Source organism: Rodentibacter myodis, from assembly GCF_001999305.1.
In the GTDB taxonomy this organism is placed as follows: domain Bacteria; phylum Pseudomonadota; class Gammaproteobacteria; order Enterobacterales; family Pasteurellaceae; genus Rodentibacter; species Rodentibacter myodis.
In genome coordinates this window covers 40070-58324 of sequence record NZ_MLHQ01000020.1, presented here as the reverse complement: position 1 = coordinate 58324, position 18255 = coordinate 40070, and the positions used below count along the sequence as shown (strand labels likewise).

General features: G+C 42.0%; 17 protein-coding genes. 10 read left to right on the top strand and 7 right to left on the bottom strand.

The window, feature by feature from the left end; all coding sequences use genetic code 11:
• Positions 1-29: 29 nt before the first annotated feature.
• The gene (locus tag BKL49_RS07960) at positions 30-692 is read left to right on the top strand and encodes an NAD(P)H-dependent oxidoreductase (protein WP_077424279.1); all 663 of its coding nucleotides are present in this window, start codon (positions 30-32) and stop codon (positions 690-692) included.
• Between the two features lie 72 nt (positions 693-764).
• Here the strand turns inward: BKL49_RS07960 and BKL49_RS07955 are convergent, their stop codons facing one another.
• The 3 genes from BKL49_RS07955 to BKL49_RS07945 all read right to left on the bottom strand — a co-directional run bounded on the left by BKL49_RS07955 (position 765) and on the right by BKL49_RS07945 (position 3093).
• Positions 765-1538: a TIGR01619 family protein gene (locus BKL49_RS07955; RefSeq protein ID WP_077424277.1), complete on the bottom strand. Its 774-nt coding sequence runs from the start codon at positions 1536-1538 to the stop codon at positions 765-767.
• Between the two features lie 9 nt (positions 1539-1547).
• Positions 1548-2351 carry an exodeoxyribonuclease III gene (xthA, locus tag BKL49_RS07950; protein WP_077424275.1) on the bottom strand — a complete coding sequence of 268 codons (804 nt, stop codon included), beginning with the start codon at positions 2349-2351 and terminating at the stop codon, positions 1548-1550.
• Positions 2352-2433: 82 nt separating this feature from the next.
• Positions 2434-3093 carry a TIGR01621 family pseudouridine synthase gene (locus tag BKL49_RS07945; RefSeq protein WP_077424317.1) on the bottom strand — a complete coding sequence of 220 codons (660 nt, stop codon included), beginning with the start codon at positions 3091-3093 and terminating at the stop codon, positions 2434-2436.
• An 18-nt stretch (positions 3094-3111) separates the two neighbouring features.
• On the opposite strand from BKL49_RS07945, the gene cls reads away from it, so the two are divergent.
• The 5 genes from cls to BKL49_RS07920 all read left to right on the top strand — a co-directional run bounded on the left by cls (position 3112) and on the right by BKL49_RS07920 (position 10339).
• Complete coding sequence (gene cls, locus BKL49_RS07940) at positions 3112-4572, top strand: cardiolipin synthase (RefSeq protein ID WP_077424273.1); 1461 nt, start codon at positions 3112-3114, stop codon at positions 4570-4572.
• A gap of 76 nt (positions 4573-4648) precedes the next feature.
• Positions 4649-5413, top strand: a complete 765-nt coding sequence (locus BKL49_RS07935) for an ABC transporter ATP-binding protein (RefSeq protein ID WP_077424271.1) — start codon at positions 4649-4651, stop codon at positions 5411-5413.
• Position 5414: 1 nt separating this feature from the next.
• On the top strand, positions 5415-6299 hold the full coding sequence (locus BKL49_RS07930; RefSeq protein ID WP_077424269.1) for an iron-siderophore ABC transporter substrate-binding protein: 885 nt from the start codon (positions 5415-5417) through the stop codon (positions 6297-6299).
• Complete coding sequence (fhuB, locus tag BKL49_RS07925; protein WP_077424267.1) at positions 6293-8266, top strand: Fe(3+)-hydroxamate ABC transporter permease FhuB; 1974 nt, start codon at positions 6293-6295, stop codon at positions 8264-8266. The genes BKL49_RS07930 and fhuB overlap by 7 nt, the downstream gene beginning before the upstream one ends.
• Positions 8267-8299: 33 nt before the next feature.
• Positions 8300-10339, top strand: coding sequence for a TonB-dependent siderophore receptor (locus BKL49_RS07920; RefSeq protein WP_077424265.1), 2040 nt, complete (start codon positions 8300-8302; stop codon positions 10337-10339).
• Between the two features lie 249 nt (positions 10340-10588).
• Here BKL49_RS07920 and BKL49_RS07915 read toward each other — a convergent pair whose 3' ends face one another.
• Positions 10589-11650, bottom strand: coding sequence for a TIGR01620 family protein (locus tag BKL49_RS07915; RefSeq protein ID WP_077424263.1), 1062 nt, complete (start codon positions 11648-11650; stop codon positions 10589-10591).
• Between the two features lie 68 nt (positions 11651-11718).
• On the opposite strand from BKL49_RS07915, the gene BKL49_RS07910 reads away from it, so the two are divergent.
• Positions 11719-12600 carry a VirK/YbjX family protein gene (locus tag BKL49_RS07910; protein ID WP_077424261.1) on the top strand — a complete coding sequence of 294 codons (882 nt, stop codon included), beginning with the start codon at positions 11719-11721 and terminating at the stop codon, positions 12598-12600.
• 126 nt (positions 12601-12726) lie between these two features.
• On the opposite strand, the gene BKL49_RS07905 is transcribed toward BKL49_RS07910, so the two are convergent.
• From BKL49_RS07905 to BKL49_RS12435, 3 genes are read right to left on the bottom strand one after another with little or no spacing between them, the layout of a single operon-like run.
• Positions 12727-14169 (bottom strand): YcjX family GTP-binding protein, encoded by a 1443-nt coding sequence (locus BKL49_RS07905; RefSeq protein WP_077424259.1) that lies wholly within the window; start codon positions 14167-14169, stop codon positions 12727-12729.
• The gene (locus tag BKL49_RS07900; protein WP_077424257.1) at positions 14169-14429 is read right to left on the bottom strand and encodes a type II toxin-antitoxin system RelE/ParE family toxin; all 261 of its coding nucleotides are present in this window, start codon (positions 14427-14429) and stop codon (positions 14169-14171) included. Before BKL49_RS07900 ends, BKL49_RS07905 begins: the two co-directional genes overlap by 1 nt.
• The gene (locus BKL49_RS12435; RefSeq protein ID WP_167367130.1) at positions 14422-14595 is read right to left on the bottom strand and encodes a hypothetical protein; all 174 of its coding nucleotides are present in this window, start codon (positions 14593-14595) and stop codon (positions 14422-14424) included. Before BKL49_RS12435 ends, BKL49_RS07900 begins: the two co-directional genes overlap by 8 nt.
• A 123-nt stretch (positions 14596-14718) precedes the next feature.
• On the opposite strand from BKL49_RS12435, the gene BKL49_RS07895 reads away from it, so the two are divergent.
• Genes BKL49_RS07895 through BKL49_RS07885 form a run of 3 tightly spaced genes read left to right on the top strand, consistent with a single transcriptional unit; the run spans position 14719 to position 18255 of the window.
• Positions 14719-16413, top strand: a complete 1695-nt coding sequence (locus BKL49_RS07895; RefSeq protein ID WP_077424255.1) for an ABC transporter substrate-binding protein — start codon at positions 14719-14721, stop codon at positions 16411-16413.
• On the top strand, positions 16413-17378 hold the full coding sequence (locus tag BKL49_RS07890; protein ID WP_077424253.1) for an ABC transporter permease: 966 nt from the start codon (positions 16413-16415) through the stop codon (positions 17376-17378). Before BKL49_RS07895 ends, BKL49_RS07890 begins: the two co-directional genes overlap by 1 nt.
• Positions 17368-18255 carry an ABC transporter permease subunit gene (locus BKL49_RS07885; RefSeq protein ID WP_077424251.1) on the top strand — a complete coding sequence of 296 codons (888 nt, stop codon included), beginning with the start codon at positions 17368-17370 and terminating at the stop codon, positions 18253-18255. The genes BKL49_RS07890 and BKL49_RS07885 overlap by 11 nt, the downstream gene beginning before the upstream one ends.

Genomic DNA, 18255 nt, shown 5'->3' with positions numbered 1-18255 from the left:
GCAAATTCTAACTTAAAGAGGAAAAAACAATGGTAAAACTCAGCGCAAAAGAAGTGGTTGAATTGCTTAGTCAACGTAGCTCCACCCGCTATTACGATCCCAACAAAAAAATCAACGAAGAAGACTTTAACGCCATTTTAGAATGTGCCCGTCTTTCTCCCAGTTCGGTGGGATCAGAACCTTGGAAATTATTGGTGATTCAAAACCAAGCCTTACGTGAAAAAATCAAACCATTTAGCTGGGGAATGGCAAATCAACTGGATAATTGCAGCCACGTGGTGATTCTGCTTGCCAAGAAAAATGCCCGCTATGACAGTCCGTTTTTTGTGGATGTAATGGTGAGAAAAGGCTTAAACGAAGAACAGCAACAGCAGGCGTTAGCAAAATATAAATCACTACAAGAAGTTGAAATGAATTTGTTGGAAAGCGACCGCACTTTGTTTGACTGGTGTAGCAAACAAACCTATATCGCCCTCGCCAATATGCTAACCGGTGCCGCCGCATTAGGCATTGATTCTTGCCCGATTGAGGGATTTAACTATGAATTAATGAATCAAACACTGGCAGAAGAAGGCTTGTTTGATCCAAATGAATACGGCGTATCCGTTGCCGCCACTTTTGGCTATCGCGCACGAGATATTGCGAAAAAATCCCGTAAAACAATGGATGAAATTGTCACTTGGGTTGAGTAAATATTTCGCATCCGCAATATCAACATTTCTTTTTTAATCAGGATGCCAAACGTGGCGTCCTTACTTTATGCATCAATTCAGCTGTTTACTTTCTTCCATTAAACTATCACATTCCCAACCGATGTATTCCCCCATAAATTGGGTTGCCAGTTTTTCAAATTTTTCCACCAGTTCAAAAATTTCGCTGTTATCAAGGGAAATTTCTTGTTCAAGTTTCACCAAATAATAAGGCTCGTCATCTTCGTTAAAGCGAATTGGTTGTGCCGAATATTGCAAAGTAGTAAAGGAATAATTGCCAAGGCTCACTTCATCCATAAAGGGAAACATTTTTTGTTCTTCATCGAAGTGAAAACTGTGTTCTACCAAATAAGTATCGCTTAAATTACGCCCTTTACTTTGCAACAAACCAAGCAATTCTTCTGTGGCATTCATTTTAATTTCAAGGGGAGAAGCAAGAAGAAAGTCAAAATAAATGTCCCAATTGGGATCATCTTGCACGCTAATTTCTTCTATAAAATTAATCTGCGACAAGGTTTCCAACACAATCTCGGGATGTTCGCAATAAAAATGCATTTTTGCCTGTCCGTTACAAATAAAATGGCCGGCAAAAAATACATTCGGCAGGGCGGTCAGTTGTGCCAAAATTTTGAAGACCCGATTAATTAACTTGTCGTATTCTTCCTCAGAGGGTAAGCCAATGCCATCACTTTCATAATGAATGGCGAACTGCACGATTTTGTTGCAGTTCTTGCCGTGAAATTGATCGACATCCTCAATATTTGCGGTAAACACGGCAGGCATATCATTCACGTTGGAACGATAATTCTGCCAATTTGCCATATCCATATTTTTATCCTATTTAAATTCAGCCCAAATCGGCGCGTGATCCGATGGCTTTTCCATTGCCCGAATATCCAAAGCAATGCCGACATCCACACAACGTTTCGCCAATTCGTGATTCACTAAAATATGATCAATGCGTAAGCCTCGGTTATCATCAAACCCCTTAGAACGGTAATCAAACCACGAAAATTTATCATTTGCGGTGGGGTTTAATTTACGGAAACTGTCTTCCAAACCGTAATCATACAAACGTTGATACCATTCGCGCTCTTCCGGCAAGAAAGAACATTTGCCGGTACGCAACCAACGTTTGCGATTTTCTTCACCAATGCCAATATCCAAGTCGCTTGGGCTAATATTCATATCGCCCATAATCAAAATGGGGTTGGCTTTATCGTGATCTTGTTCCAAATAGCGTTGAAGATCGGCATAAAATTTCTCTTTTGCCGGAAATTTGGTTTCGTGGTTACGGCTTTCACCTTGTGGAAAATAACCGTTAATCACCGTTAATAAACCAAATTCTGTTTCCAAATCCGCCATAATAATGCGTTTTTGGGCTTCTTCGTCATCTGTTGGAAAACCACGGCGAACGGCTTTTGGTGCTTGCTTGGTTAATAACGCCACACCATAATGCCCTTTCTGTCCGTGATGAAATACGTGATAACCTAGGTTTTCGGTGATTTCATAAGGAAATGCCTCATCTGCCACTTTGATTTCCTGTAACCCAATCACATCCGGTTGATATTTTTCGATCACAGCCTCAAGTTGATGAGGACGGGCGCGTAACCCATTAATATTAAAAGAGATAAATTTCATTGAAATTCCTATTTATAAGATAATTTGAAAAAATTGCGGGGCATTATACAGGATCTCGTGCTATTTTCTGAAATCCGTTCAGTTAAATTTCCATTCCTTTTCGTAAAGCACTTTGCACGCCGGCTTTCTGCCACCATTCCCCTTCTTTTGGATCAGTGAAAACCGCGATCTTTTCACCTTTAAATTCAAACGCCAGTTTGGCGGCGTGTAAGTAAGTGCGGTCAATTTCTGTCGTGTTTTTGCCATACAATCCATCGCCTAAAATTGGGCTGCCAAGGCTTTTCATTGCCACACGTAATTGGTGGGTTTTGCCGGTTTGCGGTTTAAGAATAAATAAACGTAAATTCGGCTCACAACTGACACTTTCAAATCGGGTAATTGCCGGATTTTCTTTGCTTTGGCACAATTTCCACGCCCCATTACGGGCTTTTTGCATATCGCCAATGATTAGTCCCTGTTTCTTTTTCGGCTTTTGATTGCTCAAGGCAAGGTAGGTTTTGTGGATTTTGTGTTCGGCAAAAAGTCTTGAAAATTCAGCCGCACTTTCAGCATTTAAAGCGAGGATCAGCAAGCCTGAGGTGATTTTATCCAAGCGGTGAACAAGCCATACTTGCGACACGCCAAGTTGATTCGCCAGCAATGTGGTTAAACCAAGCTTGGCATTATCTTTATGCACGCTGATACCACAAGGTTTATAAATGATGATAAAATCGCGGTGTTGATAAATAATCTCGAATTTCATAAGTGCGGTTAAAATTTTATGGGTTTTGAACACATTATACTGGTTTATATCATTCCTGTGTTGGCGTGGCTGACGATTATCTCGGTTACCCTTCGTCTTTTAGTAAAAAAACAATCCTCCTCTGCCACCCTTTCTTGGCTTATGCTCATTTATCTCGTTCCGGTCATCGGCGTGTTGGCTTACTTGATTTTTGGTGAAGTGAAACTGGGGACAAAACGTGCCAATGCCTTCAAAAAATTGCACCCCAAATATAGTGGTTGGCTTACCCATTTATCGCAACAGAAAGATCTCGTCAGCATACAAAAAAACCTGCGATATCGACCGCTCTTTGATCTGAATTATCGCCGTTTGGGTATTCCTTGTTTGAAGGGAAATGAATTGCATATTTTAGACACACCGGAAAGCATTATTCGCCAAATCATTGCCGATATTCATCTGGCACAATATTCGATCAATATGGTGTTTTATATTTGGTCGGATAAGGGGATGATAGAAGAAGTCGCTCAAGCCTTGTTAGAAGCCAAACAACGTGGAGTAAAAATTCGTATTTTGCTGGATTCCGTGGGTAGTCACCCTTTTTTGAAAAGCCAAACCTGCCGTGATTTACGAAAACAAGGCATTGAAATTGTCGAAACCTTGCACGTAAATTTATTTCGGATGTTTTTCAGCCGGATTGATTTACGGCAACATCGAAAAATCATTGTCATCGATAACCAAATTTCCTACACCGGTAGTATGAATATGGTCGATCCCGCCTTTTTTAAACAAGACAGCAAGGTGGGAAATTGGGTGGATATTATGGTGCGGGTGAACGGTGCGGCATCTGCCGTGTTAAATAGCCTGCACGCGTGGGATTGGGAAATTGAAACCGGCGTTGAACTGCCACTTTCGTTGCCAAGCAGCCCAACCATACGGGTCGATGAAAACGATACCCACTCGGTGCAAGTGATTGCAACCGGCCCTGAATTTCCTGACGATCTCGCCCCGCAAACATTGGCGTTGGCAATTTATGCCGCCAAAGAAAGCATTGTCATCACCTCCCCTTACTTTGTACCAAGCCACAGTATTGCCGAAGCCTTGCGAATTGCCGCATTACGGGGCGTGGAGGTTTCCTTAATCTTACCGAAGAAAAACGATTCTCTAATGGTGGGTTGGGCAAGCCGTACATTCTTTGATGATTTACTCGCCGCCGGTGTGAAAATTTATGAATTTAAAACCGGACTTTTGCATACCAAAAGTGTGTTAATTGATAACAAACTCGCCCTCGTTGGCACAATGAATATGGATTTGCGTAGCTTTTTCCTAAACTTTGAACTTGCCTTAGCGGTGGAAGATAATGCTTTTGCCAATGAAGTGGCGATTTTGCACGAAAGCTATATCGCCAATGCGGAATTGCTCGATCGTGAAAAATGGTTCAACCGCCCTTTTTATTATCGGATTATTGAGCGATTGTTCTTTTTATTTAGTCCGTTGCTGTAATCCTTGCTTCAGGTTTGAAATAAGAATAGTTTTCATATAGAATCCATCCAATTTTAATGTTTCTCACGGATTATTTGTGTTTCAACTTCAACAGGTTTCATTTTCTATTCCGCAACGGACATTACTTCATCCCTTATCCCTCAGCTTTGAGGCGGGAAAAATTTATGGCTTGATCGGGCATAACGGCTCGGGCAAATCGACCCTCATCAAACTAATGGCACGCCAACACCCCCTTTCCCAAGGGGAAATTTTATTGGATAACAGCCCAATCAAACACTGGAATGGGCGTGATTTTGCCAAGCAGGTAGCATATTTGCCACAACATTTGCCACAAGCCACCAATATGACGGCAAAAGAACTGGTGGCAATGGGGCGTTATCCTTGGAAGGGTTTATTCGGGCGGGAAAACCAAGCGGACAGAGAAGCGGTGGCAAATGCCTTGCGCCTTACCCACACGGAAAAATTTGCCGAACAATTGGTGGATACCCTCTCCGGCGGTGAACGTTCACGCATTTGGCTGGCAATGCTATTGGCACAACAAAGCCAATTTTTATTGTTGGATGAACCTCTCGCCGCATTGGATATTGCCCATCAAGTGGAAGTAATGCAACTATTGCATCAACTCAGTCATGAATTACATTTAGGGATCGTTATCGTGATCCACGATATTAACCTCGCCGCCCGTTTTTGTGATCATTTAATCGCCCTGCATAGCGGAAGACTTTTGGCGCAGGGGAATGCACAAGAAATTGTGAATACACCTTCATTACAACAAATTTATGGCATTACCTTAAATGTGATTGCTCATCCCGAAACCCATCGCCCTGTGAGTTTTTATTAAAATGTTACGCTTTATCAAAAATTCACTTCTTATTTTGACCGCACTTTTCGGCAGTCTAAAAAGCCTTGCCGATGAACCGAAGATCAACTATGCCACAGTGGATTGGTCGGTTGCGGAAACCTTGATTGCACTGGGGCAACCGCCCCTTGCCGTGGGTGATGTAAAAAGCTATCAAACTTGGGTGATCGAACCTCGGCTACCAAACAATACCCTTGATTTAGGAATTCGCCTGCAACCCAATTTAGAACGCATTTTAAGCCTTTCCCATTCGGCTCAACCGCTCACTTTTATTCATAGTTCGTTTTATTCGGCATTGAACGATAAATTATCATCCTATGGCAAAGTTTATAACGTGGATTTTTATCAAGCAGGAAATGCGTGGCAAAACATCGTTGCCGCCACAAAAGCCATCGGCAACATTATTCACAAGCCGGAAGCCGTGCAACATTTACTTTCTCAATATGAAAAAACCATTGCTCATTATCGCCCCTTATTACAACCTTTTCGCCATCAACCGATTGCACTGGTGCAATTTATTGATACCCGCCATTTACGCATTTATGGCGAAAATAGCCTGCTCGGTGCGGTGATCACCCAACTGGGGTTTAACAATGCTTATCGGCACGAAGTGAACGCTTGGGGCTTTCAAAATATTGATCTTACCGAACTGGCAAAACTGCCCGAAAATACCCGTTTTGTGGTGATAAAACCTTATCCAAACAATATCGCTGTTGCCCTCAAACATAACACCCTGTGGCAACGTTTACCCCTCGCCAAATCACCGTTGATTTTACCTGCGGTGTGGACATTTGGCGCGCTCCCTTCCGCCCAACGTTTTGTGACAATTTTCGCCAACGGATTATTACAGGGAGGGGAAACGTGGTAAATCGTGCCTTATTATTTGTGCTGGTTTTAATCACTCTCTTTATTGCCTTTTTCGGGTTAGTAATTCAGCAACAACTTCCTGAAAATACGGCAATATGGCAACTGTTCCAGCACTCGGATAATCTTGATTTATTGTTGCTGCAAAGCTATACCCTGCCCCGTATCGCCATTGCTTTACTTGCCGGCGGCAGCCTTGCTTTTGCCGGTTTACTGTTACAACAAGTAATGGGCAATCCCCTCGCTTCCGACAGCACGCTCGGCATTAATAGCGGTGCGCAATTTAGCCTTTTCTTAACGGCAATTTTCGCCCCCCATTTGTTGGAATATGGCTCGGGCTTTATCGCCTTTGTCGGTGCGCTGCTCAGTTTATTACTGGTAATGACACTTGCAATGCGTAAAACCCTATCGCCGTTATTGTTAATCCTCGCAGGGCTTGTGGTGAACCTCTATTTTGGTGCGTTTACCTCAATGATGATGTTGTTCTATCCCGAAGAATCACGCGGTTTGGCACAATGGGGAGCTGGTTCATTGGTGCAGGAAAGCTGGTGGGATAGCCAAATTTTATTGCTACAAAGTGCGGTCGGTTTTGCCTTTATTTTTTTGCTCCGCCGGCCTTTAAGTATTCTTGCTTTAAATGATCACAATGCCAAAAGCCTTGGCGTGCCGGTGGGGAAACTTCGTTTTATTGCCGTATTGGTAAGTGCCTATTTGATCGCCTCTGTCGTCAGCGCGGTGGGAATGATCGGTTTTATCGGTTTAGCTGCGCCAACCCTCGTTCGCCAATTAGGTGTTCGTTCTTTTGCTTGGCAATTAATATCATCATTCTTAGTGGGGGCATTATTACTTGCCCTCACGGATTTAACCTTACAACTGCTTCATTTTTATTATCGGATCAATTTGCCGACCGGTGCGGTTACCGCCCTTCTTGGCACACCATTATTGCTTTGGTTAATGTTCCGTGCATTGCCGCAAACAGGGCGTTTAATTTCTCCTTCCATACAAAAACATCGTCAATATCGACCGCTCTTTACTTGGTGGATTGTTGCTCTCTTGGCGATAAGTTTCGTGATTGCACTGTGTTTTGGCAAAGGCACATTAAATGCACAATGGGAAGTGATTTTCCCCACTCATCCCCTACATTCGGAGATTCTCGCCCTACGCTACCCTCGTCTTTTAATCGCAATCAGTGCCGGAATTTTACTTTCCATTGCAGGCGTATTATTACAACGTCTCACCCTTAACCCAATGGCGAGTCCGGAATTACTGGGGGTGTCATCCGGTGCAGGAATGGGGATTCTCGTGCTACTTTTTGTTTTCTCGGCACAACACGCCCTATGGTTTTGGCTTGCCGGTATTGGCGGTGCTTTAGTGGCATTAATGGTTCTTGCCACCATTAATGGGCGGAATGGAATGTTGCCGGAAAAAGTATTACTGACGGGAATAAGCCTTTCCGCATTATTTGACACTTTACAACGTATTGCCATTGCAAGCGGTGATCCTCGTGCCAATCAATTAATTAGTTGGACATCCGGCTCAACACAAAATCTTGATGCCACACTTTCTGTCCCTTTCATTCTGCTTGCGATCTTCTTATTGGCAATCAGCCTTTTGTTTAGTCGATGGTTGGATTTACTGAGTTTACAAACGCCAATGGCACAAGCCTTAGGGTTAAATATTCAGCGCACACGTTGGATCATTATTATTTTTAGTGCCGTTTTGGCCGCACTTGCGACATTAATTATCGGCCCACTCAGCTTTATCGGCTTGCTCGTGCCACATTTGACCCATTTTTTAGGCGTGCATAAAGCCCGCACCCAATTATTACTTTCTGCATTGCTCGGCAGCACCATTATGTTGATTGCCGATTGGATAGGACGACAAATACTCTTTCCTTACGAAATCCCCGCAGGCTTGGTCGCAACCTTGGTGGGCGGCACTTATTTGTTATTAATGATGCGGAAAGTGTAACCATTTATTCTCTCAACCTTGAAGGAACACAATATGAAAAAAACCTTTGTTTATAGCACGCTAACCGGTGCAATCATTTTTGCCCTCAATTCCGCCTATGCGCAAACCCCAAATGCGACATCACAAAATGTGGAGGAATTAGAAGAAATCAACATTGTCGGCTCGGTCGCCAAAGCCGGTAAAGTGGATTATATGACGCCACGTTCCATTGCGGTGATCAACGATGAAACCCTAAAAAACTGGAACTTGGATCAACTTGATGCAAGCCTGCGTTATGAACCCGGTACGCTATCCCAAGTGTATGGTTCGGATCTCGACACCAACGATTGGGTGAAAATGCGTGGAATGGACGCCCGCTTAACCATTGACGGCTCGGCGGTTTATAACACCGGTTACAGCCATTGGACACCGAATATGTACGGCGTAGAAGCGGTGGAAGTGGTGAAAGGCGCGGATTCCTTAACCTATGGTTCGGCACAAAGTGGCGGTTTAATCAACTTAATCACCAAACGCCCAACGGCTGAACCAAAAGGGGAAATCAATTTCAAATTGGGCAATCGACACGAACGTGGTATCAGTGCGGATATTAGTGACAAAGCGGCAGAAAATGTGCGTTATCGTCTCGTGGCGGACTACAACAAAAAACAAGGAGAATTACGTGGTACTTGGTTAGAAAGCTATTATTTCGCACCTAGTTTAACGTGGGATATTTCCAACCGCACTTCCCTTACCTTATTGGCAAGCGTGCAAAAAGATGTGGGCGTGCCAACTACCGGTTTCTTCCCAATGCAGGGAACCCTTTATACGGATTTAGGCAAAATTGACCGCCGCACCAATTTGGGCGATCCCACAACAGACAGCTTAAATCGTAAGCAATATTCTCTTGGTTATGAATTTACCCATAAATTTGATGACAGCTTAACATTCTCACAAAACTACAAATTCAATATGCAGGATGTGAAACAACAATCCGCTTTCTCAAACGGTGTGACGGTTTTCCCGACTATCGGACAAGGGGCGGTATTTAATGATGTGATCACCCGAAGCCACTCCATTGATAACCGTCTCACCAAAACTTGGACACGGGATAACTACGAAAATAGCCTAACCCTAGGGGTGGATTATCAACATTTGACGGCAAAAGGGGCATATAACAGCTACTATATGCCATATTCCGTGCCGGCGACTTTCACACCGCTTTATACCCTCAATAGCCTTGCGCCTGTTTACAACGCTATTCAAGTGCCGAATAACACCCTCGCCCGCCCCAATTACGATGTAACCCAACGTCAATTAGGCTTCTATTTGCAAGATCAGATAAAAATCGGTAACTGGCATTTCTCCGGTGGTGTACGTAATGACCGCGCCAAAGGTGAAGAAGGGGCAAATCGCTATAAAATCAATCACACCTCTTATTCCGGTGGATTAATGTATGTGGCGGATAATGGGCTTGCACCTTATTTTAGTTATTCCGAATCTTTCGTACCGGAAACCGCCCAATATAAACCAACAGAAGGCAGACAATACGAAGCCGGTATCAAATATTTACCGAGCTTTATTGACGGCACATTTTCCATTGCTTATTTTGACTTAAAACAAGATAACGCCTTCACCCCAAGTGCTACCGGTAATGCTTTCCAAACCAAAGAATTAAGAAGTAAAGGTGTTGAATTTGCCGCTAATTTTAACGTGGCGGAAAAAACCGCGATTACCTTGGGTTACACCTTTAATCACGTAAAAGATATTCGGGAAACCGGTGATGAAATTCGTCCGGCACTCATTCCCCGCCATACCGCCTCCGCACAGCTAACCCATCAATTCTTTGATAATTTCATTGCCGGTGCGGCGATTCGTTACATTGGCACTTCCTCAAATGGTACGGCGGATAATATTAAAGCGCCGGCAAAAACCTTAGCGGATTTAATGTTGAAATATCGCATTAACCCAAACTGGGAATTGCAGGCAAACGTCTCCAACCTCACCGATGAAAAATATGTGGCAAGCTGTTTTTATAGCACTTGTTACTACGGTGAAGGACGCCGTTTTAGCGCAAATTTAAGTTACAAATGGTAATTTAACGCCTTTCAAATTGTTTGTTTTTTTGATAAGAACGCGAAACGTCGCGCCCCTACCAATCACGTTATTTGAGCGTTGTGTGGTGGGGAAAATTTTGATGAATTCGTAGGGACGCCACGCTGGCGTCCTTAGTTAATTCATTGAAATTGTTTGGTTTTTTGATATTGAAATTGTTTGATTTTTGATAAAAACACGAGCATCGCGTCCTTACCTAAAGAGCAAGAGGGAAAAGTAAAAAGATCTCCGTTAAATCTGCGCTTTTTCTTTCACTTTTTTATTAAGCACTACATCTTTAAGGGTTGTTAAAAGTTCTTTTTGAATATGGGACAGTTTTGGTTTTTCAGAAGCCTGAAATGCAAGGGGGCGACAAAACTCCATTGCTTTTACGCCTAATCTTGCCGTTAGCAATCCCACGCCAATACCTTGTGCAACCCGTGCGGAAAATTTTGCCGTAATATCTTGTGAGAGCCAATCCATACTAATATCCTGCACCACTTCCGTCACGCCGGCAAAAGCAATATTCACCAGCACCATCCGAAATAAATGAATACGCGTGAAATAACCTAATTCAATGCCATAAATTGTCGCAATTTGATTGATGAGGCGAATATTTCGCCACGCCACAAAAAACATATCCACTAAAGAAAGGGGGCTTATCGCCACCACCACGGCGGATTCTGCTGTCATTTTGCCAATTAATTTCTTTGCTTTTTCATCAAAAGGTTTCAGTACCTGATGGCTAAAAAGTTGTGCGACCTCTTGTGCGGAATAGGCTTCATTCAACTGTGCCTGCCATTGCACAATAGAGGGCGATTGAGTATCTAAATGTAAACTTTTTGCTATTTCCAAACAAAGTTTTTTGCCTTTTTCACTTTCTTGATATTCAAAAACATCGGCATTTTTGACCGCACTTTGTCGCCAAAACAGACGGCTTTGCTGTTGCAATTGTTCACGTTTTTTTAAGCGAATCAAACGCCGCCACTCACCCAAGATTTCTTTCACGCCGAAGCACACCACAACCAAGCTCACAAGGGAAAAAGCAAAATAAATCCATTGGTGATTCTGATAACTATCCCAAATCCATTGTATCGACTGTGCCACCGTTGCCACGCCGAATAAAAGTGCGGTCAATTTCAGTGCCGTTTTCCAACCCTTTGATTTCGGTTTCATCGCCTGCTCAAACTGTTCTTCCAATAATTCCCCTTCTAAGGGTTCATCGGGGAGGGTTTCTACGTTAATAAATTCCTGTTTTGGCTGAAAAGTTTCCGCCTCTGATTCATCATATTGGTTGAAAATTTGCTTTTCCATTATAAAATACGCCCTGTTTCTAATTTTCGTCACCGTTTCGGTGATAACTTTGACTTATCAATATCACAATGACAACGCCAACTCAAATTTCATTTCCGACTTATGTGCAAATGTATCCTTATTCAAAGGATCGTCCCCTTGCCAAACAACTGCGGGAAAGAATTCGCTACTACGCCTATACCTTTCTTCATCAAAAACAATGCCGCCAACTCATTGAATTTTTAAATAAAATACCACTTTGGCAGCCGCTTTTTACGCAAGATTATTATCGTTTTAACCCACTTTTAACCACTTATTGTGATAAACGTTTTTCAGCCGAACAACGTTTTGAGGCGATTACGCAAAATTTAAATATTGCCGAACAAAAATGGGGAAAAACGTTCTGTTCCCGTTTGTTGCAAGAACAATCGATCTTATTAAGCCAACTCAGCGATGATCTTTCACTCAATTTAAGCTTGAACTTTATCGATCCTTTTGAAGGCTACTTTGCCATCAATATTCGCAATAAAAACAATGAACGCATTTATGATGCCTCCTTCACTTTTTTATCGCCAAATAAATTATTAATTGCCTCAATGCAAGGCCCCCGCCACGGCAATACACAAGAATTGGTCAAGCAAGCCACCAAAGATCTACACGGTGTTCGCCCGATGTTTATGTTAATGAACGTATTCCGTGAATTGGCAACATTTTGGCAATGTGATTTGGTCGGCATTCCACACAAATCACAGGGAAAATATCGCCTTTCCGCACGCAGTAAAATTCTCTTTAATTACGATGAATTTTGGCAGGAAAATCAAGGGACTTACCAAGCTCCTTATTGGCAACTTCCACTTGAAATTGAACGCAAACCACTGGAAGAAATTGCCAGTAAAAAACGTTCGATGTACCGCAAACGTTATGAAATGTTGGATCAACTTGCCCGAGATATTGAAAATCAGCTTAATTAATTCGATATTTAATAAATAAATCATCGGAAAAGTAGGAACGCCACGCTGGCGTCCTAACATTACCCCATTGATTTAATTGATATGGAGGCGAGCGTTGCGTCTCTCCCCTTCACTCTATCTCTAACATTAATCAAACCGATCCCCTAACAGGAATTGCAATACGGCGTCCATTCGCAAATGAGGGATCGTTTCTCCAGTTTCAAGCGGTTGAGGTTCAAAGCTATCAAAATCAAATGGAGATCTCTCCTCAATCTTTCCGTCAACGTGCGGTTGTTTTTGCCAAAATTCTTGGTTGGGTAATTTACTCGGCACACTGCCCGGATAAAGGGTCATTAACCGTTTATCTTTAGAACGCACGCCTTGGATTGCTTTAATTTGCTTGCCGTTTTGATTCACGATCACTTGTTTTGTTGCCCGAATAGCTGCAATTGCCGTGTATTCAATTTCAATGCCCTCAAATTCTACGTGACGACCACCCTCTTGCACTAATTGACGCATAAGGCTTACCAAATTAGGGAGTTGATCCGAGGTGATATGATCCGCTTTTGTGGCAATAAACATTAATTTATCAATGCGTGCAGAAAATAAACGATGCAAAAAATTTCGTTTACCATAATGGAAATTATTGAATAACCGATTTAATCCTAGCTGCATATCCAGAAAGGCTTGCTGACTGTGATTCAGTGGGGTTAAACAATCCGCTAAAATCACTTGGCGATCGAAGGTGGAAAAATAATTTTCATAAAAACCTTTCACGATCTTATTGCGATAATACTCATAGCGTTGATTTAAGAGAGCAAAATAACTGTTTGGTTTCGCCTCTTTTTTAAAGCTATTCCATTGTGCCTGCGTTAAATGCAATAGCGGGAAAAACTGTAAAGCCGGTGCGCCTTCTAATTCTCCCGGCAGTACAAATCGCCCCGGCTGGATAAATTGCATTCCCTGCATTTTGCATTGTTGAAGATAATCCCTATAACCTTTTGCGATATTGGCTAAAACCTCTTCATTTACCACCGCACTTAAATCCAGTTTTTGTATTTCTTCAAGCCAAGGCTTCGCCAATTCGGCACGCACCCCTTGAGTAATTTGACCTTGTTCCGCCGACCATTGCGTAAAATCTAAATTCAGCAAAGGTAAATCCAATAACCATTCCCCCGGATAATCAAAAATATCCAAGTAAAGCGTTCCCTGTTCTTTGATATGGCGAAACAACCCTGATTGGCGTTGAAAACGAATGGCTAGACGGGTTTCACTCACACCACGGGTAGATTGACACCATTGCGGTGGTTGTCGGGAAAGATCATTCAAATTCGCTTCATAATCAAAACGCGGTACGCTTAAATCCTGCTGCGGAACACGTTTTACCGCTAAAATTGTGCCATTTCGCACCGCTTCAAATAAGGGCAAATGATTTCGTGTATGTTGATCAATGGATAAAAGTTGATTGATGAGACTGGTTATAAAGGCGGTTTTACCGCTACGGCTTAAACCGGTTACCGCAAGGCGTAAAGTGCGGTCAAATCCACGGTTAATAATTTGATTGATTTCTTTTTGAATGGAATTAAACATTAGGGTCTTGAATAAATTCGGCGACTATGAATAACAAAATTAATATAAACAATTCGATAGCCTCTACAAAAGGCTTCTCGGCTACCATCTTCTCTTAATCGACCTATGGCTTGCGGCATAAAACCGATTAATGAAATTTTATCATTTAAATCATTAAATAATTTAAATCCGCTCTCAAGAGAATTTGTATATTCCACAATATTTTCAATAATTTCATCAATATGTTTTTGTGCTTTTTGTGTCACAACAATCTTAGGCATATACTTTATTTTCCATTGCAGTGAATTCTCGTGCTTTACGTTCCAATAATGCCAAGGTTTTAGCTTGAGATTCCTCGTGGCTTAACACGCGTCCTGCTTGGATATCTTCCCGAGATTCTTTGAGTTGTTGCGCTAAAAACTCATCATAGCCTTTTTCTTTAAACATCTTTTTTCACCTCTATTTTTGTGTTGAAAAACTATACGCTTTACTCTCTACAAAAGCAACGTCTAGCCATTTTTAGCAATATACCTTACAATTTGCGGCATAATTTATCACAACCCGTTCATTATGTTACGCCGAAATTTTATCTTTTTCTGTTTTCTTTTAAACTGGGGCTTTTCTCAGCCTCAAGCTGCGCCCCGCGTGCCTGCCGATTTAACGGAAAACGGTTTAATTTATTGTACGAACGCCTCAGGATTTTCCTTTAATCCACAAACGGCGGATGCCGGCACCAGTATGAATGTGATAACGGAACAAATTTACAACAAGCTGTTTGAAATTAAAAATCACAGTGCCACCGTAACCCCTTCTTTAGCGCAATCTTATTCTATTTCCGCAGACGGAAAAGAAATTTCCATTTATCTACGCAAAGGGGTGAAATTTCACCACACACCTTGGTTTACGCCCACTCGTGATTTTAATGCGGAAGATGTGGTGTTTTCTATTAATCGGGTGTTGGGTCACGATACTTACCTGCCGACATTAAGCCAAGACAGTTCGGCGTATGAGAAAAATCCGCAATACCGTGTGTTTCACGAACAAGCCAAAAAAGTACGTTTTCCTTATTTTGATAGCATTAAGTTAAATCAAAAAATTAAATCCGTGACGGCGGTTAATCCCTATTTGGTCAAAATCGAATTATTTGAACCGGATTCCTCAATTTTGTCCCACCTTGCCAGTCAATATGCCATTATTTTCTCGCAAGAATATGCTTATCAATTAAGTGCGGATGATAATTTAACACAGCTGGATACCCATCCTGTCGGCACCGGGCCTTATCAAGTGCAGAATTATGTCTATAACCAATATGTACGCCTGTTGCGTAATGAAAATTATTGGAACAAAGAAGCGAAAATTAAGCATATTTTGGTGGATCTTTCTACGATTCACACCGCCCGTTTAATTAAATTTTTCAATAATGAATGTCAAATTGCCGCCTATCCGGAAGTCAGCCAATTAGGGCTTTTGCATAACAATGACGAACGCTATTATTTGCAATCGGTCGAGGGAATGAATTTATCTTACCTTGCCTTTAATTTTAATAAGCCCCTTATGCAAAATGCACAAATTCGCCAAGCGATTTCGCAAAGTATTAACCGAGCGCGCATTGTGCGGAATATCTATCACAACACCGCAACGGTCGCGAACAATATTATCCCGAATGTTTCTTGGGCATCAAATATTAATACACCGGAATTTGAATTTGACTATTCGCCCAAACACGCCAAAAAGATACTACAAGATAAAAATCTTCACCTAAATATGTGGGTACTGAATGAGGAACAAATGTACAATCCTTCCCCAATCAAAATGGCGGAATTGATCAAATGGGATTTGGCACAAGCAGGGGTAGAAGTCAAAGTGCGGTCGGTTACCCGCACGTTTTTATTGGAACAACTTGATAAAGAGACGGAAGACTACGATATGATTCTGACCGGTTGGCTTGCCGGAAACCTTGATCCTGACGGTTTTATGCGTCCTATTCTAAGTTGCGACACGAAAAATGAGATCACCAATTTATCCAACTGGTGTAACCCTCAGTTTAATCAATTAATGGATAAAGCACTTGCTACCACCGTTTTGCGTGAACGGGCAAAAGATTACAATGCAGCGCAAGATCTTGTGTTAAAAGAACTTCCGATTGTTCCAATCGCCAATGCAAAACGTTTTTTAGTCGCCAATAGCAAAGTAAAAGGTATACAAGCTACCCCCTTCGGCAGTATGAATTTTTCCACGCTCTATTTTGCTAAGGAGAAAAAATAATGTTGTGGTCGGCATTGCGTCATCTTCTTTGGGTGGCATTGTTATTATTTATTCTGACGTTGGTCAGTTTTGGCATTTTAATGCGTGATCCACTGAATTCTGCATTGGTTACGGATAATGTTTATAGCGGTTATTTCAACTATTTAGGCGGTTTACTTCAGGGTGATTTAGGCATCACCTACAATGGAGGAGAATCATTAAAATCGCTGATTTTTACCGTGCTGCCGCCCACATTGGAACTTTGCTTTATCGCGCTTTTGCTCGCTTTTATACTCAGTATTCCCCTTGGTATTCTAAGTGCGGTCAATAATCAGGGCGTTTTTGCAAAAACCTTGCAAACCTTGTCTTACCTAGGATTATCCATTCCAATTTTCTGGCTTGCACCTATCCTACTTTATACGGCGGCAATTTATGGCTGGGAAATTTCCGCCACCGGGCAATACAATTTACTTTATGAAATTAATCCGATAACCGGTTTTCCCGTGATTGATGTATGGTTTGTCGATGTGCCTTATCGTACGAAAATCGTGCAAAGTGTGTTACAACATTTAGCCCTACCTGCGCTCATTTTATGTATTCTGCCGACAATGGAAATTATCCGAATCATTCAACAACGTGCCGAATATATTCTTCACCAAAACTACACCAAGGTTGCGATCACGCGGGGTTGGTCAAAGTGGAAAATTTTACAACGATACGTTTTCCGTAATACCTTCCCTTTGGTTGTGCCGCATATTACCCGTGTCTTTACCTTAGTGATGACACAATGTATGTTGGTTGAAACCGTGTTAGGTTGGCCCGGTATCGGACGTGGCTTAATCGATGCCGTGACCAATCAAGATTACAACAGTATTTCTGCTGGTGTGATTGTTTTGGGAATTTGTATTATCACCATTGATATATTATCAAAGAGCGTTATGTTTATTCTCGATCCCTTTAATAAGAAAGGTTGGTATGCAAGATAAAGAACCTGATGAATTTCGTGAAAGCACCTCTTTCTATCAAATTTGGTTACAGTTTCGTAAAAATCGTGTCGCCTTATTTAGCTTTTACTTATTTTTTCTCCTGATTTTGACCGCACTTTTTGCCCCAATGATTGCGCCATATAGTGACAGTGCGGAGTTTGTTGGGCTGGAATTGTTGCCCCCTTCTTGGGTGGAAAAAGGACAAATTGCCTTTTTCTTCGGCACGGACGATCTCGCCCGAGATGTATTAAGCCGTGTCATCATCGGCACACGTTATACCTTGGGATCTTCGCTTATTGTAGTCTTTTTTATCGCCATTATCGGCGGTGCATTGGGCATTTGGGCAGGAATGGCAGGCGGAATGAAAGCCCGTTTTCTCGGACATATTTTTGATACGTTTTTATCGATTCCTATTTTGCTCATTGCCATCATCATCTCCACCTTTATGGAACCAAGCCTGATCAATGCGATGATCTCCACCTTGTTGGCGGTGCTACCCTATTTCATTCACGCCATTTATCGGGCAATTCAGCAGGAACTGAAAAAAGAATATGTGGTGATATTAAAACTGGATGGCATTTCCAACAGCGAACTTCTACGCAGTACCATTCTTCCCAATATCACCGTCACTTACATCCAAGAAATATCGCGGGCATTTGTGGTGGCAATTTTGGATATCAGTGCATTGAGTTTTATTTCGCTCGGTGCGCAACGCCCATTGCCGGAATGGGGGGCGATGATTAAAGACTCCCTTGAACTGATTTATCTTGCACCTTGGACAGTTTTACTACCGGGCTTTGCAATTATTATCACCATCTTATTAAGCATTATGTTTACTAACGGCTTATGTAAAGCCATCAATCAATACTATCAATAA